Raw genomic sequence first — 24,877 nt, forward strand, 5'->3', positions numbered from 1 at the left:
AGTGTCTTTTGGTTTAGATTAAATTATTTATTTTCGCCTAATTTAACCTTGTCTAAAATGTTTAAGTCAGAGTCAATATCATAAACAATTGGTTGACCAGTAGCAATCTCAACGTTCATGATGTCTTCATCAGAGATTCCTTCAATGTACTTAGTTAAAGCACGAAGAGAGTTACCATGGGCAGCAACGATCACATTCTTGTTGTCTAACAATTTAGGAGCAATGTGATCTTGCCAGAATGGAATAACTCGTTCCAAAGTAACCTTTAAGTTCTCACCACCAGGGATCGCCTTTGGATCTAAGTCAGCATAACGACGATCTTTAGCAGCTGATCCCTCATCATTTGCGTCCAAAAGTGGAGGCAAAACATCGTATGAACGACGCCAGATGTGAACTTGTTCCTTACCAAATTTTTCAGCAGCTTCAGCCTTATTTTGGCCCTGAAGTGCACCATAGTGACGTTCGTTTAAACGCCAAGACTTCAAAACTGGAATCCATAATTGGTCACTTTCATCCAACACATAATTTAAAGTCTTGATGGCACGCTTTAAAACTGAAGTGTAAGCTTGGTCAAATTGAATTCCTGCTTCAGCAATTAATTTACCCGCATTTTTAGCCTGCTTAACTCCTTCTTCACTTAAGTCAACGTCAACCCAACCAGTGAATTGGTTCGATAAGTTCCATTCACTTTGGCCGTGTCTAACAAATACTAATTTAGCCATTGTAATTACCCCTCTTTTGTTTTTATACTAACTCATTTTACATCATTTAAAACTTTTTTTCACTAACTTACTGATCTTACTAAACCAACCTGGTTTTCGATTTCTCGCCACTTCATCAACGTTTTGGACTCCTAAGACGTCCAGTAAAAAGGTGAAAACAGGAACCGAAACAATTAATCCCCACGTTCCAAAGATGTGTTCACCAACCAGGAGGACCACGAACGTAAAGAAGATTGGTAGTTCGGTCTTAGCCGACATGAACTTGGGGTTTAACACGTATGCTTCAAGTAGATGAACCAACATAATGATGATGAAGATGTATACCACGTATCTAAATCCACCTACAGTATAACCAATCAAGGTTAGAGGAATTAACGAAATGATAACCCCAGCCACCGGAATGAGGCTCAAGAAGAAAATCATGACAGCTAAGATCAAAAGCTGTGGAATCTGCATGATCCATAAACAAATCGTGGTAATCGTCGTGTTACAGATTGCGATAAAGAATTGGGCTTCAATCACGACCCCAAAGGTTTTGACGAAAGTCTTCGCGAAAAACAGGATATCCGAGAAGAACCACCCAAAGGTACTGGTTAAAAACTTCTTAGAAAAGCGCTTCACCTGCTTAAGTTCCAAGGTAAAAAAGAAACTCAAAAGTAGTGACAAGAACATAGCAATCCCAGTTGAACCAATGCTTGTAATGTAACTCCAAATCAGGTTCATACTTCCCTTAATCTGGTTTGGTACATTAAAGTTCTTTAGTAACCATAAAACCCACGAACGTAATTCTGGGTTTTTAATCGAATGGGGACTTTCATAAAAGGTAATTAGCGTCTTGGTTATTTCAACTCCCTGCTCAGCAATCTGGGGGAGGTACAGGACACTCACCAGTACAATGGCCCCCACAATTAATAGGTAAATCACAATGACCAAGATTGGAATCGGAATCTTAATCCGGGCACGAATCCAAAGTACTAACTTGGTTATTAATAACGTAAAGATAAAGGTCAGAAGAATGGTGGTCATCATTGACCGACAGAGATACAGAACAACGACAATTAGCAACAAGACCACTGCCCGTCTTAATTTTGTGTTATTTAAAAATTTTTGCCACCAATTAGTTAAATTCTCCATTTTGGTTTTAATCCATCCCCTCTCCATTCATAATTCGTATTTAACACTTTACTCAAATCAATTTTAATAGTAATACGTAATATTTTTATTATAGCATCTAATGTAATTTGTTAAAATTCATGTCAGTCTATTTTACGAGTTTCACAAAAAAAGGTTATAATGGCCATATAACTATTGAATTAAAGAGAGGTTTTTATATGCTTGAAAAGACGTTTTACAGTGAATTTATCAAACACAGTTTTAATATTCCATTAAAGGTAACATACTGGGATGGTTCTACCAAGACTTATGGTAAGGGTGAGCCTAAAGCTCACATTACTATCCACAAAGCAATTCCAATTAAAGATATTACCAGTAATGCTTCAATCGCTTTAGGTGAAGCATACATGGATGGTGTAATCACTGTTGAAGGGATTTCTTTAGAAGATTTAGTTGCAGCAGCTTACCTGGATAGCAGCAGTTTCTTACACAACAAGAAATTCATTAAGTGGCTACCAAAGTCTTCTCATTCAGAAGCAGCAAGTAAAAAAGATGTGCAAAAGCATTATGACATCGGAAATGAATTCTACAAAATTTGGCTTGATAAGACCATGACCTATTCATGTGGTTACTGGGAAAGTCCAGAAGATAGCCTGTACGATGCTCAGATGAATAAAGTTCATCACATCATCAAGAAACTAAACCCACAGCCTGGTGGTACTCTTTTAGATATCGGTTGTGGTTGGGGTACTTTAATGTTAGTTGCCGCTAAAGAATACGACCTAAAGGTTACTGGTGTGACCCTTAGTCAGGAACAATGCGACTACGTTAACGAACAGATCAAAAAATACGGTCTTGAAGACGTCGCTGAAGTCCGCCTTCAAGATTACCGTGAACTACCAAAGTCAGAAAAGTGGGATTACATCACGTCTGTTGGAATGTTTGAACACGTTGGGAAAGAAAATCTTGATGAATACTTCAAGGTCGTTTCAGACCACTTAGCGAAAAACGGAAACGCCCTCATCCATGGAATTACCAGACAACAGGGTGGTGCGATCAATGGTTGGTTAAATAAGTGGATCTTCCCTGGGGGTTACATCCCTGGTTTGACCGAAAACTTAGACCATATTATTGATAATGGCATGCAAATCTACGATCTTGAATCACTAAGAAGACACTACCAGAAGACTACGGAAACATGGGACAAAAACTTCAATGCGCACCGAAAAGAAATTGAAAATATGTTTGACGAACGTTTCTGCCGCATGTGGGACTTGTACCTTCAAGCCTGTGCCGCTTCATTTAAGGTTGGAAATATCGATGTCATGCAGTACCTCATTTCAAAGGGACCGGCTGGTGCATCACTTCCAATGACCCGTGACTACATGTACAAATAACTTAATATAATAGATAGTAAAAGACGTAACTTCATCAATTAAAGTTACGTCTTTTTGTTATCAAATATTCATTAAAGGACAAACGTTAACAGAAACACCGCCGCTAGTCCTGCCATCACTGAAACTAGCATAGATCGGGTCCAGTAAGCAATCCCAATTACCAACACGGCAGCGATTAACTCTGGTCCCTGACCACTAATCGAAAAGGCATATGACTGATTAATAAAAATATCCTTTACTACCAGTGAAGTAAACAGACAAATTGGTACAAATTCCATCCATTCGGTAAACCACTTTGGAATTTTGCGCTTTCTAAAAAATGCTAATGGTATAAATCTTGGAGCTAAAGCAACTAAAAAACACAGCAATATTAACAGAAAGTGTTGCATCGCATCCCATTTCATAACAATTCTCCCAACTTATTCCTTCGGTGTCCCCGCAGGGTTTTTAAACGTCTTAAGAAAAATACTTTTCTTGTTGGTCTTCCGTTTTCGACTCCGAAAGTATTTATCAAGCAAGAAACCGACGAACGATGCAACTAACGTCGCCGCAACTAATCCGAGTGTTGATTTAGTTAACACTAAGAAGAAGATCGCAAGGCCAGCAGCAAAAAGTGCAATAAACACTTTTAGCAAATCCTTTAACTGCATCACAATCATATACAAGAAGAGCGCTGTGAGTGCGAAATGCACCACGGTTAGATCAATTGTAAGAGCTGACCCAATTAAACTCCCCACTAAGTTACTAATGGTCCAGAAAAATAACGTAAAATGTTCTACTTGCAACGCATCCTTCGGGGTCCATTTCTTGTCAGTTGAAAACTTTAAATAGTTCACAGCGTAATTTTCGTCATTTAAAGAACAGGCAAAAAAGAACGTAAAGAGCGTGTTCTGCCCGTGAAGATACTTAGAAAGACTCGATCCTAATAATGCGTATCTCAGCTCTAGGAAAAACAGCATCAACACAATCGTTAGAAGTGGTGAATTAATGGTTAACATGGATGCGATCAAAAATTGGGCACCACCGGAAAAAACCAGTAGTGATACCAAAATCGTGTTAAACGTGTTAAATCCCGCGGCGTGTAGCAAAATCCCACACGCCAAACCAATTGGAATGTAACTCAAGTCTAAGGGAAACGAGACCTTGAAATTGGCTTTCCAAGTAGGTTCATTAGGATTCGGTACTAATTTTGTCAATTGAAATCCTCCACTTGATTTCTTGAATAAATAACCTAAAAAAATTAATTAACTTTTTGCGTACATTGTTCATTATAAGAAAAAATGGCAAAATAACAAACCATAATTTTGTTCTAATGGTAATTATCAGAAAAATTCCACAATTTCACGGAACAATCTCGAAAAGAAGCCAACCTTATCAACGCTTTGACAAGTAACGATTGGTGCTTTTCCACCATCATGATTTAAAAATTCCACCTTCTGATTTTTAAATCCAACCTGATTCGTTCCAACTTCCTGATTTTTAAGCACAGGAGCTGATACCGCATTGTCTTTAGCATGCTTTGAATCAAGTATAATTTGGTCGCTAAATTCATTTGGTTGAGAAACCTTGCCCCACAGGGTAACTGGTTTGCTCATCTTGACTTTAACCGACCGTTTTTTCCCGTTAATCACCTTTAGATGATTCTCGGTAAATTGATCGTTATCGTACTCCATGGGGCGATAATTCTTGATTACGTGTTCCATTAAGTTCTTAGTAACGATAAACCGTTGATTAGGCTTAGCACCCATAACTACTGTGATAATGCGGTGACCATGGTGATTATCTAAAGTCCCCGCGAAGTTTTCGCCCGCTTTCTTAGAAGTTCCCGTTTTTAGACCATCAACGTTTAAGGCTGGATCGTAATATCGTTGTCCCTTCAACATTTCGTTAGAGGTCTTGACAACTTCTTGCGGTTTCTTATCAGTATCACCAAAGGTATACTGCGTTTTCTTAGTGGTTTTTAAAACATCAGGATACTGCGAAATAATTTTGGAAGAGATAATTGCCGTGTCTTTTGCTGACATTTCATTTTCAGAATCGCCAGTCACCCTTGGTAAATTCATCGGTGCAACCTGTTTGTTAGTCAGACCACAGGCATTATAGAATTTGGCGTCTTTAATTCCCAATTCTTTGGCAGTTATTCGCATGGTTTTGGCAAAATTTTCACTGTTACCAGAGATTTTATCACCAAGCGCCATCGCACTCGCGTTAGCTGAACCAATCAGGGCCGTTGAATAGAGCGCCCTTACCGTGTATTTCTTATGGGCCTCTAATTTAACGTTGGTGAACCCTTTTTTGGTACTTAATTTGGCAACTGCAGGTGAAATATCCACCTTAGTGTCCCATTTCAATTGATGATCATGAACTCGTTTTTGAACTATGTATGCGGTGAGTAACTTACTCATCGAGGCTGCCGGTAGGTTTCTAGCAGCGTTTTTTTGATAAATAATCTGTCCTGATTTAGCGTCCACTGCAATGGCAGCTTTACTATCGATTTCGTTCGAGTTAGCCTTTGCCAAGGTCTCTGGAATCATTAAAACGAGCGCTAACGTCATGATTAAAAATGAAACGAGAAATTGATGACCACTATGATTACTTTTCTTGGTTTGCATTTTTCTCTCCTATCACATGTTTATTTTTCCGTAATGGATGCTTAACATCTAACGGAAGGTAAATCTTAAACGCGGTTAATTTTTTCGTTGAAGAAACGTTAATATAACCTCCCTGATTGGTGACAATCTCACGAACAATGGCAAGTCCTAAACCAGTTCCACCAGTTTTGGTATTTCGTGACTCCTCGACCCGGTAAAAACGATCAAAGATGTGATCTAGCGACCCCTTAGGGATCTGTTCGCCATCGTTTGAAACGATAATTTCAACTCCTTCACTACTAAATGGCTTAGCAGAAAGATAGATATGACGTCCACCCTTTCCATACTTAAAAGCATTCGAGATCAGATTATTAAATACCCGACCTAACGACTCCGCATTGGCTTTGATCGAAATATCGTGCTTGAGTGGCTTCATTTCAATCGTCATCTTGTGCTTAGATGCATCAAGTTTAAATGAGGTCTGAAGCTGCTCTAATAGCGCATTCACATCAATGTTATCAATTTTTTGCGAAGGCTTAGACTTGTCGCCCGCCTTAGCATACTCAAAAAGCCGATCCACTAATTGTTTCATTTGTTGCGCCTTTAAATAAGCAATATGTGAATACTTTAAAATGTCGTCTTCATTTTGATACTGACCGTCTTCAATGAGACCAAGGTATCCCAGAATTGAAGTTAGTGGCGTTCTTAAATCATGACTAACGCTAGTGACCAATTTGTCCTTTGAAGCTTCCACCTCTCGCTCATCATTCATGGATTCAATAACACTATCAACAAGCGCGTTAATACTTTGAATGACCCGCTCGGTATCTCCCTTTAATTCAAAGGGAATTCGATGGTCAAAATGCCCGTTCGCAATGTAATGCAATTCCGAAATAATGTGGCGGAGTTGCATTTGATGATAGCGCCGAATCAACCGCCAGTAAATAATAATGACATCGATTACGCCCATAGCAATGATGAAGAGATTCTCCCAGCTAAGTAGTCGAAAATGCATCGGGCCAAAGGTTACCGATTGCTTAATGATGAAGATTCCGTCCCTTAGACCCGGGTTACTCTCGATTGATTCAGTGATAATCACGGTAATCGCCAAGTTTAAAAGGAGTAATAATATTAAAGTAACTACTCCTTCAACAAATAATTCAGTTTTTTCTTTCGTCGTTAATTTCAAACTCAAGATTCCTCTTATTATTTATGCTTCCACTTTGTAGCCGACGCCCCAAACGGTTTGAATCACTTTTTCACCGCCAGTAGCTTCTTCAATCTTGTCACGTAAATGACTGACGTGGACCATGACGGTTTTAGCTGAAATGATACTTTCTTGTTTCCAAACGCGCTCAAAAATCTCATCAGCTGAAAAGACCCGGTTAGGATGGCTAGCAAGAAGGTACAAAATACCAAACTCCAGAGCGGTTAACTGGATTTCTTTGCCGTCTTCCGTCTTAACTTCGTGTGAATCCTTATTGATAGTCAGTGGACCCACGTTTAAAATGTCAGGCTTGTCCTTAGTGACATCGTTTTGACTTCTTCTAAGCAGGGAACGAACCCGTGCCATGATTTCCAATGGGTTAAATGGCTTGGTGACATAATCATCAGCTCCAGAAACCAATCCCTGAATTTTATCCATATCAGCCGTTTTAGCGGACAACACAATGATCGGAATCTGGGAGTCTTTACGGATTTCTTTAATAACATCAATCCCACTCATTTCCGGCATCATGATGTCTAAAATTACCAAGCCAATGTCTGGCTCAGTGCGCAAAAGTGAGAGGGCATCACTACCGTTATAGGCTGAGATTGGTTCGTATCCTTCGTTTTTAATGTAGATTTCTAATAACTGTGCGATTTCTTTATCGTCATCAACAACTAAAATTTTCATTTTAATTACCTCTAATTCACTATTTTCTTTCAGTTTATCAGATTGAAAACAGAGATTAACCAAAATTGTTTTAATATTATAAACATTTAAACTTTCACATCAAAAAAATCGTAGACCAGTTGATCCACGATTCATTAATTAATTTCGGTTCCCGGTAAATAGTCCATTGGTAATTGGGAAACGATGACGCATGTACAAAATTCCCGCAATTCCAATTACACCAATCACTGCATCAACAATCGGACTGGTAATCGGGTTAATCACTCTCGGAATATACGTTCCGCCAAAGAAGACTAGCATCCAAATTGCGAACAATAGAACCATCATCAAAGCTCGAATGATGCCATTATATTTATGTTTTACTCCCGGAGCAAACAAGTTAGTCATAAGTGGCATCCCTGCACCAGCAACAATCGAGGAAACGAAGATGCCAGTGATCCCCATTACACCACCCTTTGATGCTTGCGAGGAATTAATGAAGAACATGGCTGCGTACAAGAAACAGAATAGGACCAAAAACCACAAAAAGTTGTACGTGGCATCAATTACGTAGGTGATGGGTGTCATTTTTTGGGGTTTCTTTGGCGGGTGAACCGTAACCTGCACTTTTTGAGCAACTGTTCCATACAGATTCTTTGCGGTCACCCCACTCTTTTGGGCCTTTTTTAGTTCGTTCACCATCGTACTGATCTGAGCAGCTTGCTTTTCTGGTTCCAATTTGGTTTCCGAAAGTTCCTGCTTAAATTTATACATGTATTCAGCATTTCTCTTGGTCAAACCAACGTGATCAAATTGTTCTCGTTCAGCAATCTTAGTGTTTGAGTGATGTTGATGCTGTTTTGCTTTAGCATTTCGTTTTCGATTATCTTCCTCGCTCATAATTTCCTCCTAGACGTTGAACCTAAATTCTGCAATGTCTCCATCATGCATGACGTAATCTTTACCTTCAACCCGCAATTTCCCGGCCTCTTTAACGGCATTTTCACTTCCGTATTTATCTAGGTCTTCAAAGGACATAATCTCAGCTCGAATAAAGCCCCGTTCAAAATCAGAATGGATAATTCCAGCGGCTTGAGGTGCCTTAGTACCCTTTTTAAAGGTCCACGCCTTCGTTTCTTTGCCACCTGCAGTAAAGAAGGTTTCGAGCCCAAGTAATTTGTATGAAGCACGAATCAACTTATTTAGACCGGGTTCACTAACCCCCTCAGCCTCAAGAAAGTCAGCTTTATCATCATCACCTAGTTCAGCGATTTCCTGCTCGGTTTCGGCAGCAATTCCAATTGCCTGCGCACCGTGTTTTTGAGCATAGTCTTTAACCATTTTAAAGTACTTGTCACTTTCTGGATCCGCCATCGATTCTTCGCTGATGTTAGCGACATACAAGACGGGTTTAGAAGTCAAAAGAAACAATCCCTTAACGATCTTCTGCTCGTCTTCATCAAAATCAATATCGCGGACAGCTCCGCCATCTTCAAGTACTGGTTTAATCTTGTTTAAAACATCTAGTTCTTCCTTGGCTTCATCTGAACCCTTTGCTGCTCTTTGAACTTTTCCAATTCGTTTATCAACGGCATCTAAATCAGCAATTCCAAGTTCGACGTTGATCGTTTCAATATCGCCAATGGGGTCAACGGTTCCCGTAACTGAGGTGATATTGTCATCATCAAAAGCCCGAACAACGTGGACAATGGCGTCCACTTGACGAATGTTTTCAAGAAACTTGTTTCCAAGCCCTTCACCTTTACTAGCACCCTTTACAATCCCCGCAATATCGGTAAATTCAAAAGTAGTCGGTACCACCTTTTTAGCCGGGATTAACTCCTGAATCCGGTCCAGCCGTTTATCTGGCACTTCTACCATTCCTACGTTTGGATCAATCGTTGCGAAAGGATAGTTAGCCATTTCAGCACCAGCTTTAGTAATGGCATTAAAAAGTGTTGACTTACCAACGTTCGGCAACCCAACGATTCCCGCTGTTAAAGACATCCTGCTTACCTCTTTTAATTAATTTCTTCGTGTTTTTCTAGTATTTTCTTCAAACGTTTCTCAAATTGTCGTCGACTGATCATCACAATGTGACCACATCCCATGCACTGAACCTTAATGTCAGCACCCATTCGAATGATTTCCCATCGATTGGTGCCACAGGGATGCTGTTTCTTCATTTCAACGATATCATGCATTCCATACATAAAAATATCCTCCCTAGTCGAGATGAATATCCAATAGGTCTAAAATTCGGTTCAAATCTTCGCTTGACATATAATCAATCTGGATTTGTCCCTTACCAAGCTTAGAATTGGTCTCATTAATCAAAACTTTAGTTCCAAATTTATCTTGAAGCTGGTCCTCGCTCTCCTTAATGTAGGGAGACTTGGACTTTTTCACTGGTCGTTTACTCTTGGTTGAGTGAGCCTTATTAGCCTTGGCAATTAACTTTTCTAACTGTCTAACCGTGAGGGTTTCATCCTTAGCCTTAGCAGCTAAATTCAAAAGTTGTGATTTTTCTTTGACTGATAAAAGGGACCGGGCCTGCCCCATTGAAAGTTGCTTTTTTTGAAGCATATCCTTAACGGATTGTGGCAACCCCAGCAAACGAAGATAATTGGCAATGTAAGGGCGGCTCTTACCTAAACGCTCTGAAACTTGTGCTTGCGTTAAATTCAGTTTCGTCATTAAAGTATCGTACGCTTGAGCTTCTTCTAGTGGATTAAGGTCCTCACGCTGTAAGTTTTCCATTACAGCGATTTCCATCATTTGCTCTTCGGTAGCATCACGAATGATTGCCGGAATTTTGGTCTTTCCGGCAGCTTTAGATGCCCGAAATCGACGTTCACCAGCAATAATCTGGTAATTATGATTATCAACATCGTGGCGCACAATAATTGGCTGAAAAACTCCTGATTCTTTAATGGACTGGGTTAAATCGTCAAGAGCCTTCTGATCAAATTTCTTTCTTGGTTGATAAGGATTAGGCGAAATTTCGGTTAGGTCAAGATCAACAACTGCTTCGTCATTACTATTAACGTCATTGTCTTTAAACAATGCTTCAATTCCACGTCCTAATCCCTTACTATTTTTGTTGGTCATGGGCAGCTAACACTTCCTTTGTCAATTCCATGTATACTTTGGCGCCTTTTGATTTGGCATCATAGTCAATGATCGGCAGTCCATGACTGGGAGCTTCCGATAAACGAACGTTTCTGGGGATGACGGTGGTGTACACCTTATCCTTAAAAAACTTTCTAACCTCACCATTGACTTGTGCTCCAAGATTAGTACGGGAATCAAACATAGTCAATAACACTCCCTCAATCTTGAGGTTGGGATTAAAGTGTTTCTGTACCAAACCAATGGTATTAAGTAATTGGCTCAGTCCCTCTAAGGCGTAATACTCAGACTGAACCGGGATCAAAATCGAATCACTGGCAGTAAAAGCGTTAATCGTGATTAATCCTAAAGAAGGTGGGCAATCAATTAAAATGTAATCGTACTTGTCAGAGACACTCTCAAGTGCCGTTTTCAATCGAGTCTCACGCGCCATCATGGGGGTCAACTCAATCTCTGCTCCAGATAATTGAATGGTAGCAGGAACAATATCGAGATTTTGATGAGCTGAATGTAGAATAACGTCTTCAATCGGCTCTTCATTAACTAAAACATCATAAATATCTTTATTAATTTTTTGCTTACTAAGACCAACGCCACTAGTGGCATTTCCCTGGGCATCGGCATCAACCAGCAAGACTTTCTTGCCCTTTGTGGCTAGGTCAGCCCCCAGATTAACAGCAGTCGTGGTCTTACCAACGCCACCCTTTTGATTTGCAAGCGATATAACGGTTCCCATGTTGTTCCCTCCTTCTTACTTGATCGGATCCTTATTTGGAGTTCCAGCTTTTCTTGGATACTTCTTTGGTGTCTTGGTGACTTTATCAATGACAATTATATTTCTTACTTCATCGTTTTCCGGTAATTTAAACTCAAAGTCACTTTCGACTTTACCACCTAAAGTTGTAATTGCCTTCTGAGCTCCCTTCAGTTCTTCAGGAGCCCTAGCGGCCTTTAACGCAATTAACTTGCCGCCGATCTTAACCAGTGGGAGGCACAACTCAGACATCACACCCAACCGAGCCAGTGCCCGTGCGGTTGCAAAATCAAATTGTTCGCGATCATTTGACCGCTTTCCACCAAATTCCTCGGCACGAGCATGAACAAGGCGCACGTCAGTCAATCCCAGTTCACTAACTAGTTGTTTCAAAAAAACAATTCGCTTATTAAGTGAGTCCACGATGGTGACCTCTAAATCGGGATTAATAATCTTAAGTGGGATTGACGGAAACCCTGCCCCCGCACCAACGTCTACAATTGACCTTGGCTTTTTAAGCTCTGGTATGTAAAAAACGGGAGTAAGTGAATCGTAAAAGTGCTTTAAATACACGTCGTCACGTTCAACGATGGTCGTCAAATTCACCTTTTGATTATAGGACACTAAGAGTTCGTAGTACTTTTTAAACTGTTCTACTTGAAAGTCCGATAGTGAGACATTGTGTTTTAACAATGCCGCTTTAAACTGTTCTGGATTCATTTACTTCTCCTATGTAAAACAAACAATTGGAAACTAATTAAAGTTAAACCAATTTAAATTAGACCCTTTATTCATTATAACGAAAATTTAAAGATTTCGTTACCAAAAAAAGGAAAAAAGTCACCGAGAAATTTACCCCGTTCCGTTTAATCTGGCATCTTTTGAACTTCAGACTTAAACCAGTCATTAAACGCTTGGGCGTCAATGTCAACGGCAACCTTAGCATTGGTTTGACCATGATGATAAGCACCACGAATATCACCAACGGTGGCGCCATTGGCTGGTCCACTAGTTTGAATATCAATCCACATCTCTTCAGTAGTAAGTAATTCTGGGTGTAACAGGTAGAAAATCGTATTAACATCGTGCATGGCCACGCCTGCATTACTTTGATCCCCATCACTAGTGATAATGGCAGAGAGCATCTCTCCCGCTCGATTCATTTCCTTAATTTCAGCTAAAGTTTCGTTAGTAAGAAGAGCCTTCTTGGTCACATCAAGTCCAATCATCACAATTGAAACACCACTTTGATACATTATTTTGGCCGCATCAGGGTCAGTAAAGACATTAAATTCAGCGGCACTGGTCATGTTACCACGTCCAAGTGCTCCGCCCATGGCAACAATCTGCACTAACTTGGCTTTTACTTCTGGATATTCAGACAGTAGGAGAGCAACGTTGGTATAAGATCCCGTTGCGACCAACGTGACTGGTTCTTCACTGTCCATAATGTGGTCATGAAGGGCTTTCACCGCGGTCATTTTCAATGGCTCTGGCAGTTCACCCGTAAAATCATAACCGCGCATCCCAGACTCACCGTGAATCCGAGCTGCATCTTCAAACGGCTTTATTAAGGGATTTGCGGCCCCACTAGCGACTTTGACCCGCTCACCATCATGAAAAAAATTAATAATTTTAAGGGCATTAATCGTCGTTTTATCAACCGTTACGTTTCCAGCGACGGTGGTCACCAAGTCCACATCCAGTTTTGGCTCATTGAGTGCCACTGACAAAGCTGCTGCATCATCAATTCCTGGGTCCATGTCCATAATAATTTTTTGCATAATATCCCTCCGTTTTAAATCCGTCGTTATTAGTCAAGTTTACCACACGCATAATTGAATTAGCTGCTTCAGCTTAAAAGCAATCAAAAAAGAGACGGCCTAAGCTGTCTCTTTTTTTAAGTATGGAAGTAAACTTATTGATGGTCGTTTTACTCGATCAAGGATTCCTAATCCATCTAGAACCGTTCCGCCAATCACACTTACTTTATTAACATCTTCAATGTGGCGATCAGTTGATTGGTTATCATACAACATTACTGGTAAAATCTTGTAAGTCGATAACCCATCCTGGGTTTGTGAATCACCAACCCGACTTGAGGTAACAATCAACAAGTCATCATCCTCTAAAGAATCCATCAGTTCTGATAACATGACATCAACTTTCCTTAGTTCTGAAGAGAATTGATCCAAATCACCCTCCATAGCGGAGGTCTGAAGATCTGGAACTTGAACGTAAATAAAACCGCTCCGAACCTTTTCCAGCTGATGATTTAATTCAACAAAAGCAGAGGTATTATCGGGTACCTGAATCCGTCTGGAAAAGTCCTGAACCTGAAGATATTCCACAAACCGGGAAATGATCACGGAACTCTTTTCCGCTTTATAAACCTCTTCAAAGACGCTTGACACACGTGAATTAACGGCACAATCAAACATTTCTCGCAGTCCGGATGCGGGTCGATTAACAACGGAATTAGTTCGAACTAATCCGTAAGCGCCCTCGGGATTGACTTCATCTGATGAAGAACGCTCCCCATCAAAAAAGATGTTAAAAAGGCCCAACCGCCGAAGCGATGGTAAATCTGACTTTGAGGATTGATTCAAAACGTGTGAAAGGATGTTATCGCTTGAAGCGTTAAGTTGTTCTGCTTCATTGTCCGAGCGTAATCCGAGTGATGCTAAATCCACAACAATTACCCTTTTATAACTCACGTTTTCATCTCCCATGCAACTTAATAAAATTTAATTATATTCTATAATGCAATAATAAAATGCCCATGTCAATTGACTTAGCAGTAAAATGATAGTATCACAATTCACAACCGAGGTTTAAAAAATGAAATCAATTAATGAAGACAACATCATATTATTAGGTGACTCGTTAACTCGTGGTTTTGACGGAGAAAAAGATTTAGTGCACAATTGGCCCTATTATTTAGGTCAAATTTTACCATTTAACTTCATCAAAAACGCGGGCCAGAATGCTGGTACCATTACCGGAAATTGTGAGCTGGACTTAACCTATCAGGTTAACCACAACAATTTTGGTGACTACGACATCGCCACGATCTTTTATGGTACCAACGATTTTGCCCACCGCTACGATACTTTAGAAGTCGTTAAAAGGATGTTAAATGAAAACATCCAGCAAATCAAGATCGAAAATCCGTCCATTCAAATTCTGGGAATCCTTCCATTGAACCGCTTCGATGGTGGCACCGATAACTACAACATTGAGGGACTTGCCCACTACACGTTTGGGCAGCTCCTTTGCGGCTTAACCACCGTCTACCGCCAAAATAACATTCCGTATCTGAACTGGCGTAAGGTGGCACCGACCATTGTCGACGACGATAATTATAGAACAAGACTACATGACCATCGTCTTCACCCTAATTCGACTACTTACAAAATGATGGCCGAAATCATTGCCAAATTTATTAAAGCAAACGTCAACTAAAAGGAGCCATAATTGGTTTCCTTTTTTATTTAACCTCATCCAGACCCTTAAGTTTGAGTTGATTATTAACATCTTGCTTAACATCAGCCCGATAATTGGTCGTTTTTGACGCTTTTTGGCCCTGATCGTTAGTTGAATCAGTTTGAACCGCAAAGTCAACGGTGGCTTTCCCCTCACCAATACTTGTAACCCTTTTAACGTTTACCTTAATTTGAAGATCTTTAACATCTGGTTCATGATCCTTTTTCGCAATCGTAATCATCTGATTATAGGCTGGGTTACTTTTTCCTCCAACAAAGTTTTGGTCGTACTGAACTTGATCAGCTGACTTTTCGTCAAAAACGTCATGGTTCAGTGGCTCCCACACGGCTTTAAGCAGACCAGTTGCTGCCTTTTTATCAACGAGCTTTTTAAACGGGAGTTTGATCTCAGAGTGATTATTCTTCATCCCGAGGTACTGAACATCACTTTTCATTGGTTTGCCGTCAACACTCAGAGTGGCCCAGATTGATGAATCATCACCAATGGGTAAATTATTGACCTTCGCCTTGCCGTTTTCACCAATTTGAGCAACCGGATGATTGTCAACGTAGACGATGGCGTTTGGGACACTTTGAAGCCCAAACGAAACCACGTTAAACGTCAGGTGCGCCGTATCAGATGACTTCATCAGACTAAACTGACCGGAAGTCTTAAGCTGTTTACCACCAGCCTTGGCAGTCGCCTCAATCTGATGAACTCCCGGGATGAGTGACTTCACGTTCAGCTCCCCATTACCATCCGTTTTACCTGCTTTGTTTCCATCAATTGTCACGTTGGCTTCTGAAAGATTGGTCTTAATTTTAGGACCAATTGGTTTAACTACCAGTTGATAACGTGGAAATACCAGGAAATTCTTCCCCGTTTGTTTATAAACCAAGTTGCTTTCAGCCACTTTTTCACCGTTAATCTGCATCTTGAGCCGATTAACTGCTTCGGAATTTTGATCGAAATCGTTAACAAGGGGTTGAAGGGCCTCTTCACTTGGAGTACCCGTTTGCCCGTCAATTTTGATTCCGGCAATCACCTGCTTTTGTTCGTGATTACGCAGGGCATTCACCAAGCGGTCACCACTGGCTTTTTTTGAATAATACTTTGTCCCGGAAACTCCGACCACAATCACAATGATAATTTCCAACACGAGTAAAAAGGCCAAGAATTTATGTGATTTACGTTTTTCTGCCAATCTAATTTCCATCCTTTTATAATATTGAGGAAATCATAACATACACCAAACAAAAAGAAACGTAGCACAGAATGCTCGTTTCTTTTCTAAATTACTATTAATCGTTATCGGTACTATCCGATACTTTCTTAACTGACTGGTTACTCTTGATGATAAACGGAAGATCATCAGAATCATCACTGCCAGGATTTTTGACCAAGATGGCATTGTATTCAAACGTCTGGTGACGAACCGAACTATTGTCATCGTCGTCATTGTTATCGAAAGTATAATCGACCTGATAAGTGACTTGCGTCTCCCCACTATCATAAGGTGCTACCGATTCGGTCCTTTCACTAGTTTCAAATGACTCAATTTTATCGTTGTCATTATAACTTTTGACCATCTTAAGCATATCCTGACAAGCAGGACTACCATTTCCACCGTCAAAGAAATGGGAAATATCAACGTCGTTACCGGCACCACTCACCTGAGTCCAGAGCGGATTCAAGACCTGATCAGCCTGATCTTTCGTGGCAATCCCATCAAACTTCGGTTCAATCGTGTTGTTATTATCACTGTCTTTTAAATTATAGGGTTTACTCTGAATTAATTTACCGGACTTGCCCTTCATCTGAACTTGAACGTTCATGTTCGTACTAAATGGGTAGTCAGAAAGCTTAAAGCTCCCATTGTCACCGATCGTTCCAACCTTCTTGTTTTGAATCAACACGTCTGATCCCGGTTGCCCTTTCACTGTAAAGGTGATAATTCGAAGTGGTAAGGACGCTGAACTGGCACCATCAATCCAGTCGAATTGACCATTATTGTGCAATTCACGGCCATTGACTTTTCCGGCAGTGGTAATGTTATAAAGGCCTGGTGCAAGTGGCCCAATCTTCTTAACCTTTTGACTGCCCATGTTGCTGGTAATTTGCTTGCCGTTCACACTCAACGAGACGCCATTCAGGTTAGTGGAAATACTAGAATAAATGGGTTTGACCATCAGTTTATACTTAGGGAAAACTAACCAGGTGTTACCGTCCTGCTTAAATTGCAGGCTGTCGGTCACCGGATTATCGTTATCGCGCATGAACTGACTCCTAAGCTTTGATAACTGGTCCTTATTACTAGCATAATAATTAATGGTTGGCTTCATCGCTTTCCCACTAATCTTAAAGTTCGGGTCGTTTGTTTCCGACACATTGGCTAAATTCTTTTCCTGATCATTCTTAATCGCTGAGATGACCCGGTCGACTTGATTAGCTTTTGAATAGTAATTCTTTCCAAAGAAGTAACCACCGATAAGTACCACTACCAAGACCACCACAATTACCCAAATCACTTTAGTAAGTGGTTTCATCTTCTTTTGCTTTCGCGGACGATTAACGTTACTTGTCTGACGCAGGGGCCGACTCCCTGATGTCTTGCGACTTGGTCCTGCTTGACCTTTTGGTGATCCATTAGGAGTTAGTTTATACCCACAATTGGGGCAGAACTCATCATTTGCATTAATTCGGTGTCCACAATTGGGACAAAAAGACGCTTCTTCACTCATTTTGACTCCTCCTAGTATCCCTGCCCAAAGTTAGCAGCAAAGTTGTTAATGGTCTCTTGAGTCAGCGTTTGAAGTTGAGAGCCCAGGCTATTACCCAAAATAGCTACTAGGACAGCGGAAATGATTGCCACGATAACCGTTACAATCAATAAAACATAGAAACTATCAATCGACCCAAAATTCTTAGAAAAGAGCATTTCATAAATTAACGCCCAACCCGAAATGGTGATGGCCAAGTCGACCACGTAGAGACCAATTAAAAATAAAATTCCAGCGGGCATGACGGCTGATAGAAGCAAACCCACTAACAGTAAAATAATTCCAACGTTTAAAAATTTACCGTACTCATTCGTATAATCACTAAGGCTCATATTGTTGTTCATAATGAAGTGAACTCCGACATAGCCTAAAATCCAAGCTAACAGACCGATTACGGCAATAATCAGTCCTAGTCCCATTACACTCGTGTTAATGACGCCATCCATCTTATGAATAAGTGAGTATGGAACTGATTCAGAGGCCAGTCCACTCTTCATTCTCATTGCTAAAATAAACGAAACTAGCCAGGTCAAAACGGCGAAGATTCCAAGCGAGATATATCCCAGATACTTCTCACTAGCAGCCTCATATTTGACTGGATGTTTAATCGATTCAATGAAATAACTAAACACGCTGGTTAACCCGTTGGAAACTTCAGCCTGTGAATTACGGGGCTGCTGCTTTTTTGCTTCATTATGTACCTTGTTACTGCTCGTTTGACTGTTGTCAGTCAACTTAGTTCCACACTTGACACAAAACTTTGCGCCTAGCTTGTTATTAAAATGACAATTAGGACATTCATTCATACTAGTTCCCCCAATTAAATAAATATTAAGATTTTCTTACGTTTACATTATCACATACTGGTTAGCTCAATCAAAGGGCTAAGGCACATAAATAAAAAAATCAATTAATTGCGGCACGGGATATCGGTCACTCAACAATTCCCGTTCACCAATTCCCTCAGTGTTCGTGAATTTTGATGAACTATAATCCCATTATTTGATTATTCAACTTATTTGATTATAATTATTATAATATAATAAAGGAGGCGTGCTTATGATTCATTGTACTGGAAACGATGTTTTTATAAATGATCAAAAACTATACAATACCGTGCAAATGGAGATGCAGGATTCTCATAACTTTTACGAATTTGCTGTCCACATTGCTTATGCCCTAGAGGGTAAAATGGCTGTTAATGACATTGCCAAAATCGTGGAGGCCGCTAGTAACAACCACTTAAAGGTCACCGAAACCATTAACGTTTGTCCTAAAGCTCTTCAAGAAGCACTCAAAAAATCACAGTACCTATAAGAAATTCCTTAGCTTGGATGGGCTAAGGAATTTTTTTGGTTTCAGGTGATGTTATCTAAAACTCATTTGAAGTAATATGATTAGTATCACTGATTAAACTTCAAACTACTATTAATGGAGAAAAAATGAAAAACAAATGCAACGTTCTACGAAACATTAACGATCTCATCTGTGGCATTGCCCTGGTAATTGCCATCATGTTCGCCCACTTCAATATTTTACTAATCACGGTCTTAATCGTTTTTATTGATGAACTCTTATGGGGCATGTTCGGCAAAAACAAGAAGACTACGTGGTATTTAATTGCCGCGATTATTGGTTTAATTGGTGCCATCGGTTACAACTTCATCTAAAATAAAAAAATACTAGGACAATGTCCTAGTATTTTTGAACTAATTTAAATTAGCATTTTTTCATTTCAGTTTGGCTAACCCATTGATGGTTAACGTATTCTTTGCCACCATTAGTTGGTTTGAATGTTACAGCATAGGCAGGACCGTCACAAACTTTAACAATCTTCCCCTGAGCACCTTTCATGCCGGGCATGTGGTCAGCTTCAACGGTGACTTTTTCGCCCTTTTTCAAGGTAGCACCCTGTTTATCAGCCTTAAGTTGGTCTTTTGTAACGAACTCATGATTTTTAACTTCAGCCTTACCATCGGTTGGCTTGTAATCGATGACATAAAGTGGTGAATCATATGCTCCGGTAACTTTAGCCTTAGCACCTTTCATTCCTTTCATGTGGTTAGCTGATAGTTTAACTTCAGAACCAACCTTAAACTTAGGATTTTTAGCGGCAGCTAAGTCAGTTGGTAGGTTCATCTTATGCTTCATTTGCATATTCATGTCCATTGACTTATCGCCCTTGGTTTCCTTCATGTCTTTTTTACTCATTGTTTTTTCGCTACTGCTACTCGACATATTTGATGACGAACTTGACTTAGAACTACTCTTGCTTTCTCCACAACCAGTAAGTACCAATCCCACACTAGCTACGGCAGCTAACGTAAATAATGTTTTCTTCATTTTCATCTTTGAAGAGCTCCCTTGATATTTTTATGATGTTTCAACTGCTAAGATAGCACCGTCGACACCAAAAAGTTACTAAAATGACTTACCGTAAGTATATTTTAAGATTCTTATAGATTCCTTCAAAATTAAGTAATATGTTTGCACATTTAACCCTAAAAGTTCATGCTAAATATATATAATCTTATGTTTGTGAGGTGAAAATTAATGGGTACAGAAAGTTTAATCATTTCAATTGTTGCATTAGTTGTGATTTTGATCATTCTAATCGCTCTAGCATGGTTGTTCTACAAGTTCCTCGGTGGTAGAGACAAGGCAGCCTGGAAATCATCAATGCAAATGGCATTCACAATTGCCTTTGGAATCATCGTTGCATTCATCGTAATGGGATTGTTCAAGATGATCGTCGCAGCCATTGCGGCCATGATCGGTATGCAAGGCGGAATGATGTAATTTACTAAAATAATGCCAAATGGCATTATTTTTTTATTATCACGGTCAATTCAAGAGGAACAACAATAATGAGAGTAAGCATTTTGCAACACACTTCTGATGAGGGACCTGGAGCAATCTCCGACTGGATTCATCACAACCATTACCAGATGTTCGTTTATCATCCTTCCCAGTTTAAGGTGCTACCAGACGCTGCTACAACCGACATGTTAGTAATCTTAGGCGGCCCAATGAGCGTCAACGACGACACAAACTGGATCAAATCCGAACGAGAACTAATCAAACGGGTGATTAGCCAAAGAAAACCAGTCTTTGGCGCCTGCTTTGGTGCCCAACAAATGGCCAAAGTTCTAGGAGCTTCCGTCTTTGACTCGCACACTAAGGAAGTTGGGTTTGCTCCCGTCTACTTAAAAACAAAACTCATCTCCGGATTATCCAACCAACTAGAAGTGCTCCACTGGCATGAGGAAACGTTTCAGATTCCAGATGGTGCCTCGTTATTGTACTCAAGTGATCAACTCGTTAATCAGGGATTTGTAAAGGATAACCTCGTTGGCCTCCAGTTTCACCTTGAACCCAACCACGACAACGTCACCGAAATGGCAATTAACGACTACCCTTACCTTACTGGGTCCGTTTTAAGTCAGTCTAAAAACACCATCATTAACCACCCAATTTCAAAACAGAACCATCTCGATTTATTCAAGATTTTGGATTACATCGCAAACAAATAGCACCCACCTAGAAAAAGTGGATGCTTTTTTGATTTTATTTAAAAGCAAAGTACTTAGAAACAAAGTAATTAATCACAATGGCCATGATTTGTGTTCCAACCACACAGATAAAACTGTTAAACAACGTGGGACTCCCAATCAACCCGTGAACAACGGGAAGTTGGAATAGCCAAGCCGAATAGTTTAAGTGATCTAAAAATAAAACCTTAATGAAAAATTGCGGAAACTTATCGATCATTACGTAAGTCATCAAAAAGTCGAGGACTAAAACAAACAATCGTCCCGAAACAAAGTTAACGATCTGAGCCTGAAGTGTCTTGGACTGCGTTCCACTGTTAAAAACAAAGTATTTGTTCACCACAAAAGCAAACGCAATCGACAGAACTTGGGCAATTAAGACGGGAGTAAAATCACTGGTAAAAATCTTCATCGAAACGAATCGACTGACAAAGTAAACCAGGGTGGTCATGGCTCCCCAAAACAAGTATTCAATTTTTTCATCAAAAACTAATCTTTTTACGATATCTAAGTAGTTAGTAGTATTAGCGTCGTTTGTATCATTCATGATATGCATCAAACCCCTTCTTAGTCATTTTATCACAATCAATTAAGTTATAAATTTGTGATTTCCTTAAAACTTAATCTTTTCGGTCGTGTTAAAATAAAACCAATCATTAACGAAGGGAATGGACGTCATGGATTTAAGCACGTTTATCTGGCTCGTCATAATGATGGTGGTCGTTTTCGTAGTGGTAACCATCATTACCGTCTTAGTGAGTCTTCATCGAGCCAAAAAACGACAGGAAAAAGAGAACCGACATTCTGATTCCAAGTAGCTTAGTTACGTGAAAACGTTAAAGTTACGATTATCAGCCATAAAACTGTATAATGAGTGAAGAAAGAGAAGCGTGATTTTTAATCGGGATGGTGCCATGAATCACATTGTTTTAGTGACTGAAAAATTATCATTAGCACTTAGTTTCAACCAAACCTTTAATGACAATGGGTACTTTGTCGACGATTTATACGATGTTTCAAGCCTCTTATCATCCATTCAAAAGTACAAAGAACAGGCCATTATTTGGGACCTAAGTACCGTTGCAGCTCAAAAGTTGATCGAACTTATCCCTAAAATCCGCCAAACGGCCTCACTTCCAATTCTCGCCCTGGGAGAAAAAAAGGACGAGGGCATCGTTGATCAATTATTTAAAGTTGGCATCGACGACTACATCATCCAACCATACAACCCTGACGAAGTCATGCTCCGGATGAAACATCGCGCCCGTTTCTACCAAGACGAAAATAATAGTCTAAAGCAGGAAAAAAATAAGAAGGTCAAGCCACGATTTCACTTTTCTGACATCGACGTTGATTTAGATCAGAAGGTTGCCACCAAAAACGGTACTTCGCTCCGACTAACGCCTAAGGAATTCAAGCTTTTAGAGTACTTTCTGACTCACCCTAAACGGATCCTGAGTCGTGAACAAATCCTAAACGGCGTTTGGAACGATCTTTACATTGACCAATCTTCCCGCATGCTTGAAATGCACATCAGTCATCTAAGGGACAAGATTGAACCTAATCCCAAAGAGCCCGTCTTAATCAAAACGATCCGTGGCTTTGGTTATGAATTTGAAGCGAAATTAAATAAACAATAATAAATGACATCCAAACCATTAACGGGCTTGGATGTCATTTTATTTGTTTTTTATTTCATTATTTTGAATTTTGACCACCTGCTGATAGGCATCATCCATCCACTCCAAGTAGTTTTTATCTTCAGGAATCGTTTCGGTCAATTTTACAACCGGCACATCATGATCCTTAGCTAACTTGACGAGGCTCTTGACCATTTTACTGTCAGCCTGCGTGTTATCAACAAAGAAAGCAATCCGATGGTGAGTGATATCATCCCTGATGCTCTGAATACTCTTAGGTGACGGATCAACCTCTTTCTCGGTCGCATTGGCAAAATCAGAGTCATTTACCTTGTATCCCATGTACTGAAGGGCATCATCGAAAACCGGTTCACTGACGTCGACCTTGCGATTTAACTGGTGATCGTTCAGATTATCTCGTGCCTTTTCCGCCTGCTGCTTAACTGGTTCATATTCTTTTAAATACCGCTTGGCATTATCATGAAAATAACGTTTGTGATTCGGTTGTTTTTTGCTGTAGACGTCTGCGAGTCGGTAGACGAGCTTATTAACGGTGTCAGGATCATACCAAATGTGCTCGTTATCTCCATCTTTTCGGTTCATCACCTTTGAAACGTTGACAACCGACGTCTGATCACTTCCATTCTTTACCAGCTTTTTCATCCAATCGTCGTATCCAATGCCATTTTCAACGACCACGTCTGCTCTTGCAACTTGATTCGCATCACTCGTTGAAGGATCCAAAATCGTGTGGGTCACCGCTTCCCTTAATAATCGGCTGAACGCTCCCCTGATTTCCCAAAACATTTTTCGCAATTTGACCATAAAAATTAGTTGAGGTAACCACTCTCAGCTTATGGTTGGCCCGTTCATCTCCTGATTTTTTGCCACAACCAACTAGCACGATGACACAAAATAAGATTAAAATTGCTGTTATACTTAACTTAAACTTTTTTATCATTGTTTTTCTCCTTTGAAACATCATCCGAAGTTAAGTTGACCATCATTAAACAAATAATACTCACTTAATATAACACTGTTATCTTAAATTGAGCAATCAATCCACTGGAGGAATTTTCATGGCAAACGTTCGTAACCAGGATAAAACCCATTCCCTACTACTAGAGGCCGGGTTTAAGGCCTTTCTAAAAAACGGGTTTGATAAGACAAAGATTCGTGAAATTTGCCGAAACGCTAACCGGACAACCGGTTCCTTTTACAAACACTTTGAATCAAAGAATGCGATTCTAGATGAAATTCTTAATCCCTTTATCAAGCAATTAAAAGACGAATATGAGAATCAGTTTAATCAGGGAATGGCTAAAATCAGTCCAGCCAGCGTTCAAACGGTGTGGAAACAAAACATTTTGAATATGAATCCAATCATCCACACCCTTTACGCTAATCCGAAGTATAAGGAATTAATTCTTTTTAAATCAGAGGGGTCGAAGTACGACAATCTAGCCGAAATGCTAACGAAATACTTTACCCAAAAAATTGCTAACTCCATTGGGATCATGCAAGAACGTAACATCATCACTGTTAGCTTTAAGTTTAACTACCAGGAACTGCATTTTCACGTGTTCTCGTTTTATGCTACTTTTTGTGACATTTTGAAACATCGGTATAACGAGCAAGAGGCCATCATGCTGTGTAACAACCTCTACGACTTCTTCTACCCGGGATGGATGGCATGGCTGTCCATTTAGTTTGTTTTTAATAACACCGTTATTTAAGACCCCCTTCAATAGTACTTGAAGGGGGTCTTTTTGGCTTTACCAAACATTTACATAAAAAGCCCGTAAAATTTACTTAACATTTACATTCACCTTATA

At 39.9% G+C, this 24,877-nt stretch carries 31 protein-coding genes; 9 read left to right on the forward strand and 22 right to left on the reverse strand.

Annotation, left to right across the window (positions count from 1 at the left end; all coding sequences use genetic code 11):
* Positions 1–23: 23 nt before the first annotated feature.
* Both AC6UD6_RS04235 and AC6UD6_RS04240 read right to left on the reverse strand, forming a co-directional pair.
* A complete protein-coding gene (locus tag AC6UD6_RS04235) occupies positions 24–722 on the reverse strand; it encodes a 2,3-diphosphoglycerate-dependent phosphoglycerate mutase (RefSeq protein WP_500694015.1) in 699 nt (232 codons plus the stop codon).
* 42 nt (positions 723–764) lie between these two features.
* On the reverse strand, positions 765–1,856 hold the full coding sequence (locus AC6UD6_RS04240) for an AI-2E family transporter (RefSeq protein WP_500694016.1): 1,092 nt from the start codon (positions 1,854–1,856) through the stop codon (positions 765–767).
* Between the two features lie 197 nt (positions 1,857–2,053).
* Here AC6UD6_RS04240 and AC6UD6_RS04245 point away from each other — a divergent pair, with 197 nt between their 5' ends.
* Positions 2,054–3,232, forward strand: coding sequence for a class I SAM-dependent methyltransferase (locus tag AC6UD6_RS04245; protein ID WP_500694017.1), 1,179 nt, complete (start codon positions 2,054–2,056; stop codon positions 3,230–3,232).
* Between the two features lie 71 nt (positions 3,233–3,303).
* On the opposite strand, the gene AC6UD6_RS04250 is transcribed toward AC6UD6_RS04245, so the two are convergent.
* The 13 genes from AC6UD6_RS04250 to AC6UD6_RS04310 form a co-directional block, all read right to left on the reverse strand.
* Complete coding sequence (locus AC6UD6_RS04250) at positions 3,304–3,636, reverse strand: AzlD domain-containing protein (protein ID WP_500694018.1); 333 nt, start codon at positions 3,634–3,636, stop codon at positions 3,304–3,306.
* A gap of 15 nt (positions 3,637–3,651) precedes the next feature.
* Positions 3,652–4,428 carry an AzlC family ABC transporter permease gene (locus AC6UD6_RS04255; RefSeq protein WP_500694019.1) on the reverse strand — a complete coding sequence of 259 codons (777 nt, stop codon included), beginning with the start codon at positions 4,426–4,428 and terminating at the stop codon, positions 3,652–3,654.
* Between the two features lie 126 nt (positions 4,429–4,554).
* Entirely contained in the window at positions 4,555–5,844 is a 1,290-nt protein-coding gene (locus AC6UD6_RS04260; protein WP_500695785.1) for a D-alanyl-D-alanine carboxypeptidase family protein, read from the reverse strand.
* On the reverse strand, positions 5,825–7,012 hold the full coding sequence (locus AC6UD6_RS04265; protein ID WP_500695786.1) for a sensor histidine kinase: 1,188 nt from the start codon (positions 7,010–7,012) through the stop codon (positions 5,825–5,827). The genes AC6UD6_RS04260 and AC6UD6_RS04265 overlap by 20 nt, the downstream gene beginning before the upstream one ends.
* Before the next feature lie 21 nt (positions 7,013–7,033).
* Positions 7,034–7,720 carry a response regulator transcription factor CroR gene (croR, locus tag AC6UD6_RS04270; RefSeq protein WP_500694021.1) on the reverse strand — a complete coding sequence of 229 codons (687 nt, stop codon included), beginning with the start codon at positions 7,718–7,720 and terminating at the stop codon, positions 7,034–7,036.
* A 138-nt stretch (positions 7,721–7,858) separates the two neighbouring features.
* Complete coding sequence (locus AC6UD6_RS04275) at positions 7,859–8,599, reverse strand: DUF1129 family protein (protein WP_500695787.1); 741 nt, start codon at positions 8,597–8,599, stop codon at positions 7,859–7,861.
* 9 nt (positions 8,600–8,608) lie between these two features.
* Complete coding sequence (gene ychF / locus AC6UD6_RS04280) at positions 8,609–9,706, reverse strand: redox-regulated ATPase YchF (RefSeq protein ID WP_500695788.1); 1,098 nt, start codon at positions 9,704–9,706, stop codon at positions 8,609–8,611.
* Between the two features lie 14 nt (positions 9,707–9,720).
* Positions 9,721–9,912, reverse strand: coding sequence for a DUF951 domain-containing protein (locus AC6UD6_RS04285; RefSeq protein WP_500694024.1), 192 nt, complete (start codon positions 9,910–9,912; stop codon positions 9,721–9,723).
* Between the two features lie 13 nt (positions 9,913–9,925).
* On the reverse strand, positions 9,926–10,810 hold the full coding sequence (locus tag AC6UD6_RS04290) for a ParB/RepB/Spo0J family partition protein (protein WP_500695789.1): 885 nt from the start codon (positions 10,808–10,810) through the stop codon (positions 9,926–9,928).
* On the reverse strand, positions 10,794–11,567 hold the full coding sequence (locus tag AC6UD6_RS04295; RefSeq protein WP_500694026.1) for a ParA family protein: 774 nt from the start codon (positions 11,565–11,567) through the stop codon (positions 10,794–10,796). The genes AC6UD6_RS04290 and AC6UD6_RS04295 overlap by 17 nt, the downstream gene beginning before the upstream one ends.
* A gap of 15 nt (positions 11,568–11,582) precedes the next feature.
* Positions 11,583–12,305 (reverse strand): 16S rRNA (guanine(527)-N(7))-methyltransferase RsmG, encoded by a 723-nt coding sequence (rsmG, locus tag AC6UD6_RS04300; RefSeq protein WP_500695790.1) that lies wholly within the window; start codon positions 12,303–12,305, stop codon positions 11,583–11,585.
* 146 nt (positions 12,306–12,451) lie between these two features.
* Complete coding sequence (gene rihC / locus AC6UD6_RS04305) at positions 12,452–13,369, reverse strand: ribonucleoside hydrolase RihC (protein WP_500695791.1); 918 nt, start codon at positions 13,367–13,369, stop codon at positions 12,452–12,454.
* A 99-nt stretch (positions 13,370–13,468) separates the two neighbouring features.
* On the reverse strand, positions 13,469–14,302 hold the full coding sequence (locus AC6UD6_RS04310; RefSeq protein WP_500695792.1) for an alkaline phosphatase family protein: 834 nt from the start codon (positions 14,300–14,302) through the stop codon (positions 13,469–13,471).
* Between the two features lie 124 nt (positions 14,303–14,426).
* Here AC6UD6_RS04310 and AC6UD6_RS04315 point away from each other — a divergent pair, with 124 nt between their 5' ends.
* Positions 14,427–15,050, forward strand: coding sequence for an SGNH/GDSL hydrolase family protein (locus AC6UD6_RS04315; protein WP_500695793.1), 624 nt, complete (start codon positions 14,427–14,429; stop codon positions 15,048–15,050).
* 25 nt (positions 15,051–15,075) lie between these two features.
* Here the strand turns inward: AC6UD6_RS04315 and AC6UD6_RS04320 are convergent, their stop codons facing one another.
* From AC6UD6_RS04320 to AC6UD6_RS04330, 3 genes are all read right to left on the reverse strand, one after another.
* Complete coding sequence (locus AC6UD6_RS04320) at positions 15,076–16,275, reverse strand: zinc ribbon domain-containing protein (protein ID WP_500695794.1); 1,200 nt, start codon at positions 16,273–16,275, stop codon at positions 15,076–15,078.
* A gap of 97 nt (positions 16,276–16,372) precedes the next feature.
* A complete protein-coding gene (locus tag AC6UD6_RS04325; RefSeq protein ID WP_500695795.1) occupies positions 16,373–17,812 on the reverse strand; it encodes a zinc ribbon domain-containing protein in 1,440 nt (479 codons plus the stop codon).
* Positions 17,813–17,823: 11 nt separating this feature from the next.
* Positions 17,824–18,657: a DUF6574 domain-containing protein gene (locus tag AC6UD6_RS04330; RefSeq protein WP_500695796.1), complete on the reverse strand. Its 834-nt coding sequence runs from the start codon at positions 18,655–18,657 to the stop codon at positions 17,824–17,826.
* Between the two features lie 253 nt (positions 18,658–18,910).
* On the opposite strand from AC6UD6_RS04330, the gene AC6UD6_RS04335 reads away from it, so the two are divergent.
* Positions 18,911–19,168, forward strand: a complete 258-nt coding sequence (locus AC6UD6_RS04335; protein ID WP_500694034.1) for a hypothetical protein — start codon at positions 18,911–18,913, stop codon at positions 19,166–19,168.
* 125 nt (positions 19,169–19,293) lie between these two features.
* The gene (locus AC6UD6_RS04340) at positions 19,294–19,521 is read left to right on the forward strand and encodes a hypothetical protein (protein ID WP_500695797.1); all 228 of its coding nucleotides are present in this window, start codon (positions 19,294–19,296) and stop codon (positions 19,519–19,521) included.
* Positions 19,522–19,570: 49 nt separating this feature from the next.
* On the opposite strand, the gene AC6UD6_RS04345 is transcribed toward AC6UD6_RS04340, so the two are convergent.
* Positions 19,571–20,200: a YdhK family protein gene (locus AC6UD6_RS04345; protein ID WP_500695798.1), complete on the reverse strand. Its 630-nt coding sequence runs from the start codon at positions 20,198–20,200 to the stop codon at positions 19,571–19,573.
* 204 nt (positions 20,201–20,404) lie between these two features.
* Here AC6UD6_RS04345 and AC6UD6_RS04350 point away from each other — a divergent pair, with 204 nt between their 5' ends.
* Both AC6UD6_RS04350 and AC6UD6_RS04355 read left to right on the forward strand, forming a co-directional pair.
* Positions 20,405–20,650 (forward strand): hypothetical protein, encoded by a 246-nt coding sequence (locus AC6UD6_RS04350; RefSeq protein ID WP_500694037.1) that lies wholly within the window; start codon positions 20,405–20,407, stop codon positions 20,648–20,650.
* 68 nt (positions 20,651–20,718) lie between these two features.
* Positions 20,719–21,384, forward strand: coding sequence for a type 1 glutamine amidotransferase (locus AC6UD6_RS04355; RefSeq protein WP_500695799.1), 666 nt, complete (start codon positions 20,719–20,721; stop codon positions 21,382–21,384).
* Between the two features lie 34 nt (positions 21,385–21,418).
* Here AC6UD6_RS04355 and AC6UD6_RS04360 read toward each other — a convergent pair whose 3' ends face one another.
* The gene (locus AC6UD6_RS04360) at positions 21,419–21,958 is read right to left on the reverse strand and encodes a GtrA family protein (RefSeq protein WP_500695800.1); all 540 of its coding nucleotides are present in this window, start codon (positions 21,956–21,958) and stop codon (positions 21,419–21,421) included.
* A gap of 121 nt (positions 21,959–22,079) precedes the next feature.
* On the opposite strand from AC6UD6_RS04360, the gene AC6UD6_RS04365 reads away from it, so the two are divergent.
* Both AC6UD6_RS04365 and AC6UD6_RS04370 read left to right on the forward strand, forming a co-directional pair.
* Positions 22,080–22,220, forward strand: a complete 141-nt coding sequence (locus AC6UD6_RS04365) for a hypothetical protein (RefSeq protein WP_500695801.1) — start codon at positions 22,080–22,082, stop codon at positions 22,218–22,220.
* A gap of 96 nt (positions 22,221–22,316) precedes the next feature.
* Positions 22,317–23,042, forward strand: coding sequence for a response regulator transcription factor (locus AC6UD6_RS04370; RefSeq protein ID WP_500695802.1), 726 nt, complete (start codon positions 22,317–22,319; stop codon positions 23,040–23,042).
* Between the two features lie 39 nt (positions 23,043–23,081).
* Here AC6UD6_RS04370 and AC6UD6_RS04375 read toward each other — a convergent pair whose 3' ends face one another.
* Both AC6UD6_RS04375 and AC6UD6_RS04380 read right to left on the reverse strand, forming a co-directional pair.
* A complete protein-coding gene (locus AC6UD6_RS04375) occupies positions 23,082–23,786 on the reverse strand; it encodes a metal ABC transporter solute-binding protein, Zn/Mn family (protein WP_500695803.1) in 705 nt (234 codons plus the stop codon).
* A complete protein-coding gene (locus tag AC6UD6_RS04380; RefSeq protein ID WP_500695804.1) occupies positions 23,767–24,003 on the reverse strand; it encodes a hypothetical protein in 237 nt (78 codons plus the stop codon). The genes AC6UD6_RS04375 and AC6UD6_RS04380 overlap by 20 nt, the downstream gene beginning before the upstream one ends.
* 118 nt (positions 24,004–24,121) lie before the next feature.
* Between AC6UD6_RS04380 and AC6UD6_RS04385 the strand changes: the two genes are divergently transcribed.
* Positions 24,122–24,751 carry a TetR/AcrR family transcriptional regulator gene (locus AC6UD6_RS04385; RefSeq protein ID WP_500695805.1) on the forward strand — a complete coding sequence of 210 codons (630 nt, stop codon included), beginning with the start codon at positions 24,122–24,124 and terminating at the stop codon, positions 24,749–24,751.
* Positions 24,752–24,877: the final 126 nt, after the last annotated feature.

The organism is Fructilactobacillus sp. X8R2C1 (assembly GCF_059900955.1).

Excerpts from the sequence above, each read along its gene's own strand:
- AC6UD6_RS04235 (WP_500694015.1), bottom strand. The coding sequence starts at position 722 with ATGGCTAAATTAGTATTTGTTAGACACGGCCAAAGTGAATGGAACTTA.
- AC6UD6_RS04240 (WP_500694016.1), bottom strand. The coding sequence starts at position 1,856 with ATGGAGAATTTAACTAATTGGTGGCAAAAATTTTTAAATAACACAAAA.
- AC6UD6_RS04245 (WP_500694017.1), top strand. The coding sequence starts at position 2,054 with ATGCTTGAAAAGACGTTTTACAGTGAATTTATCAAACACAGTTTTAAT.
- AC6UD6_RS04250 (WP_500694018.1), bottom strand. The coding sequence starts at position 3,636 with ATGAAATGGGATGCGATGCAACACTTTCTGTTAATATTGCTGTGTTTT.
- AC6UD6_RS04260 (WP_500695785.1), bottom strand. The coding sequence starts at position 5,844 with ATGCAAACCAAGAAAAGTAATCATAGTGGTCATCAATTTCTCGTTTCA.
- croR (WP_500694021.1), bottom strand. The coding sequence starts at position 7,720 with ATGAAAATTTTAGTTGTTGATGACGATAAAGAAATCGCACAGTTATTA.
- AC6UD6_RS04275 (WP_500695787.1), bottom strand. The coding sequence starts at position 8,599 with ATGAGCGAGGAAGATAATCGAAAACGAAATGCTAAAGCAAAACAGCAT.
- ychF (WP_500695788.1), bottom strand. The coding sequence starts at position 9,706 with ATGTCTTTAACAGCGGGAATCGTTGGGTTGCCGAACGTTGGTAAGTCA.
- AC6UD6_RS04285 (WP_500694024.1), bottom strand. The coding sequence starts at position 9,912 with ATGTATGGAATGCATGATATCGTTGAAATGAAGAAACAGCATCCCTGT.
- AC6UD6_RS04290 (WP_500695789.1), bottom strand. The coding sequence starts at position 10,810 with ATGACCAACAAAAATAGTAAGGGATTAGGACGTGGAATTGAAGCATTG.
- AC6UD6_RS04295 (WP_500694026.1), bottom strand. The coding sequence starts at position 11,567 with ATGGGAACCGTTATATCGCTTGCAAATCAAAAGGGTGGCGTTGGTAAG.
- rsmG (WP_500695790.1), bottom strand. The coding sequence starts at position 12,305 with ATGAATCCAGAACAGTTTAAAGCGGCATTGTTAAAACACAATGTCTCA.
- rihC (WP_500695791.1), bottom strand. The coding sequence starts at position 13,369 with ATGCAAAAAATTATTATGGACATGGACCCAGGAATTGATGATGCAGCA.
- AC6UD6_RS04315 (WP_500695793.1), top strand. The coding sequence starts at position 14,427 with ATGAAATCAATTAATGAAGACAACATCATATTATTAGGTGACTCGTTA.
- AC6UD6_RS04325 (WP_500695795.1), bottom strand. The coding sequence starts at position 17,812 with ATGAGTGAAGAAGCGTCTTTTTGTCCCAATTGTGGACACCGAATTAAT.
- AC6UD6_RS04330 (WP_500695796.1), bottom strand. The coding sequence starts at position 18,657 with ATGAATGAATGTCCTAATTGTCATTTTAATAACAAGCTAGGCGCAAAG.
- AC6UD6_RS04335 (WP_500694034.1), top strand. The coding sequence starts at position 18,911 with ATGATTCATTGTACTGGAAACGATGTTTTTATAAATGATCAAAAACTA.
- AC6UD6_RS04340 (WP_500695797.1), top strand. The coding sequence starts at position 19,294 with ATGAAAAACAAATGCAACGTTCTACGAAACATTAACGATCTCATCTGT.
- AC6UD6_RS04345 (WP_500695798.1), bottom strand. The coding sequence starts at position 20,200 with ATGAAAATGAAGAAAACATTATTTACGTTAGCTGCCGTAGCTAGTGTG.
- AC6UD6_RS04350 (WP_500694037.1), top strand. The coding sequence starts at position 20,405 with ATGGGTACAGAAAGTTTAATCATTTCAATTGTTGCATTAGTTGTGATT.
- AC6UD6_RS04355 (WP_500695799.1), top strand. The coding sequence starts at position 20,719 with ATGAGAGTAAGCATTTTGCAACACACTTCTGATGAGGGACCTGGAGCA.
- AC6UD6_RS04360 (WP_500695800.1), bottom strand. The coding sequence starts at position 21,958 with ATGCATATCATGAATGATACAAACGACGCTAATACTACTAACTACTTA.
- AC6UD6_RS04365 (WP_500695801.1), top strand. The coding sequence starts at position 22,080 with ATGGATTTAAGCACGTTTATCTGGCTCGTCATAATGATGGTGGTCGTT.
- AC6UD6_RS04370 (WP_500695802.1), top strand. The coding sequence starts at position 22,317 with ATGAATCACATTGTTTTAGTGACTGAAAAATTATCATTAGCACTTAGT.
- AC6UD6_RS04380 (WP_500695804.1), bottom strand. The coding sequence starts at position 24,003 with ATGATAAAAAAGTTTAAGTTAAGTATAACAGCAATTTTAATCTTATTT.
- AC6UD6_RS04385 (WP_500695805.1), top strand. The coding sequence starts at position 24,122 with ATGGCAAACGTTCGTAACCAGGATAAAACCCATTCCCTACTACTAGAG.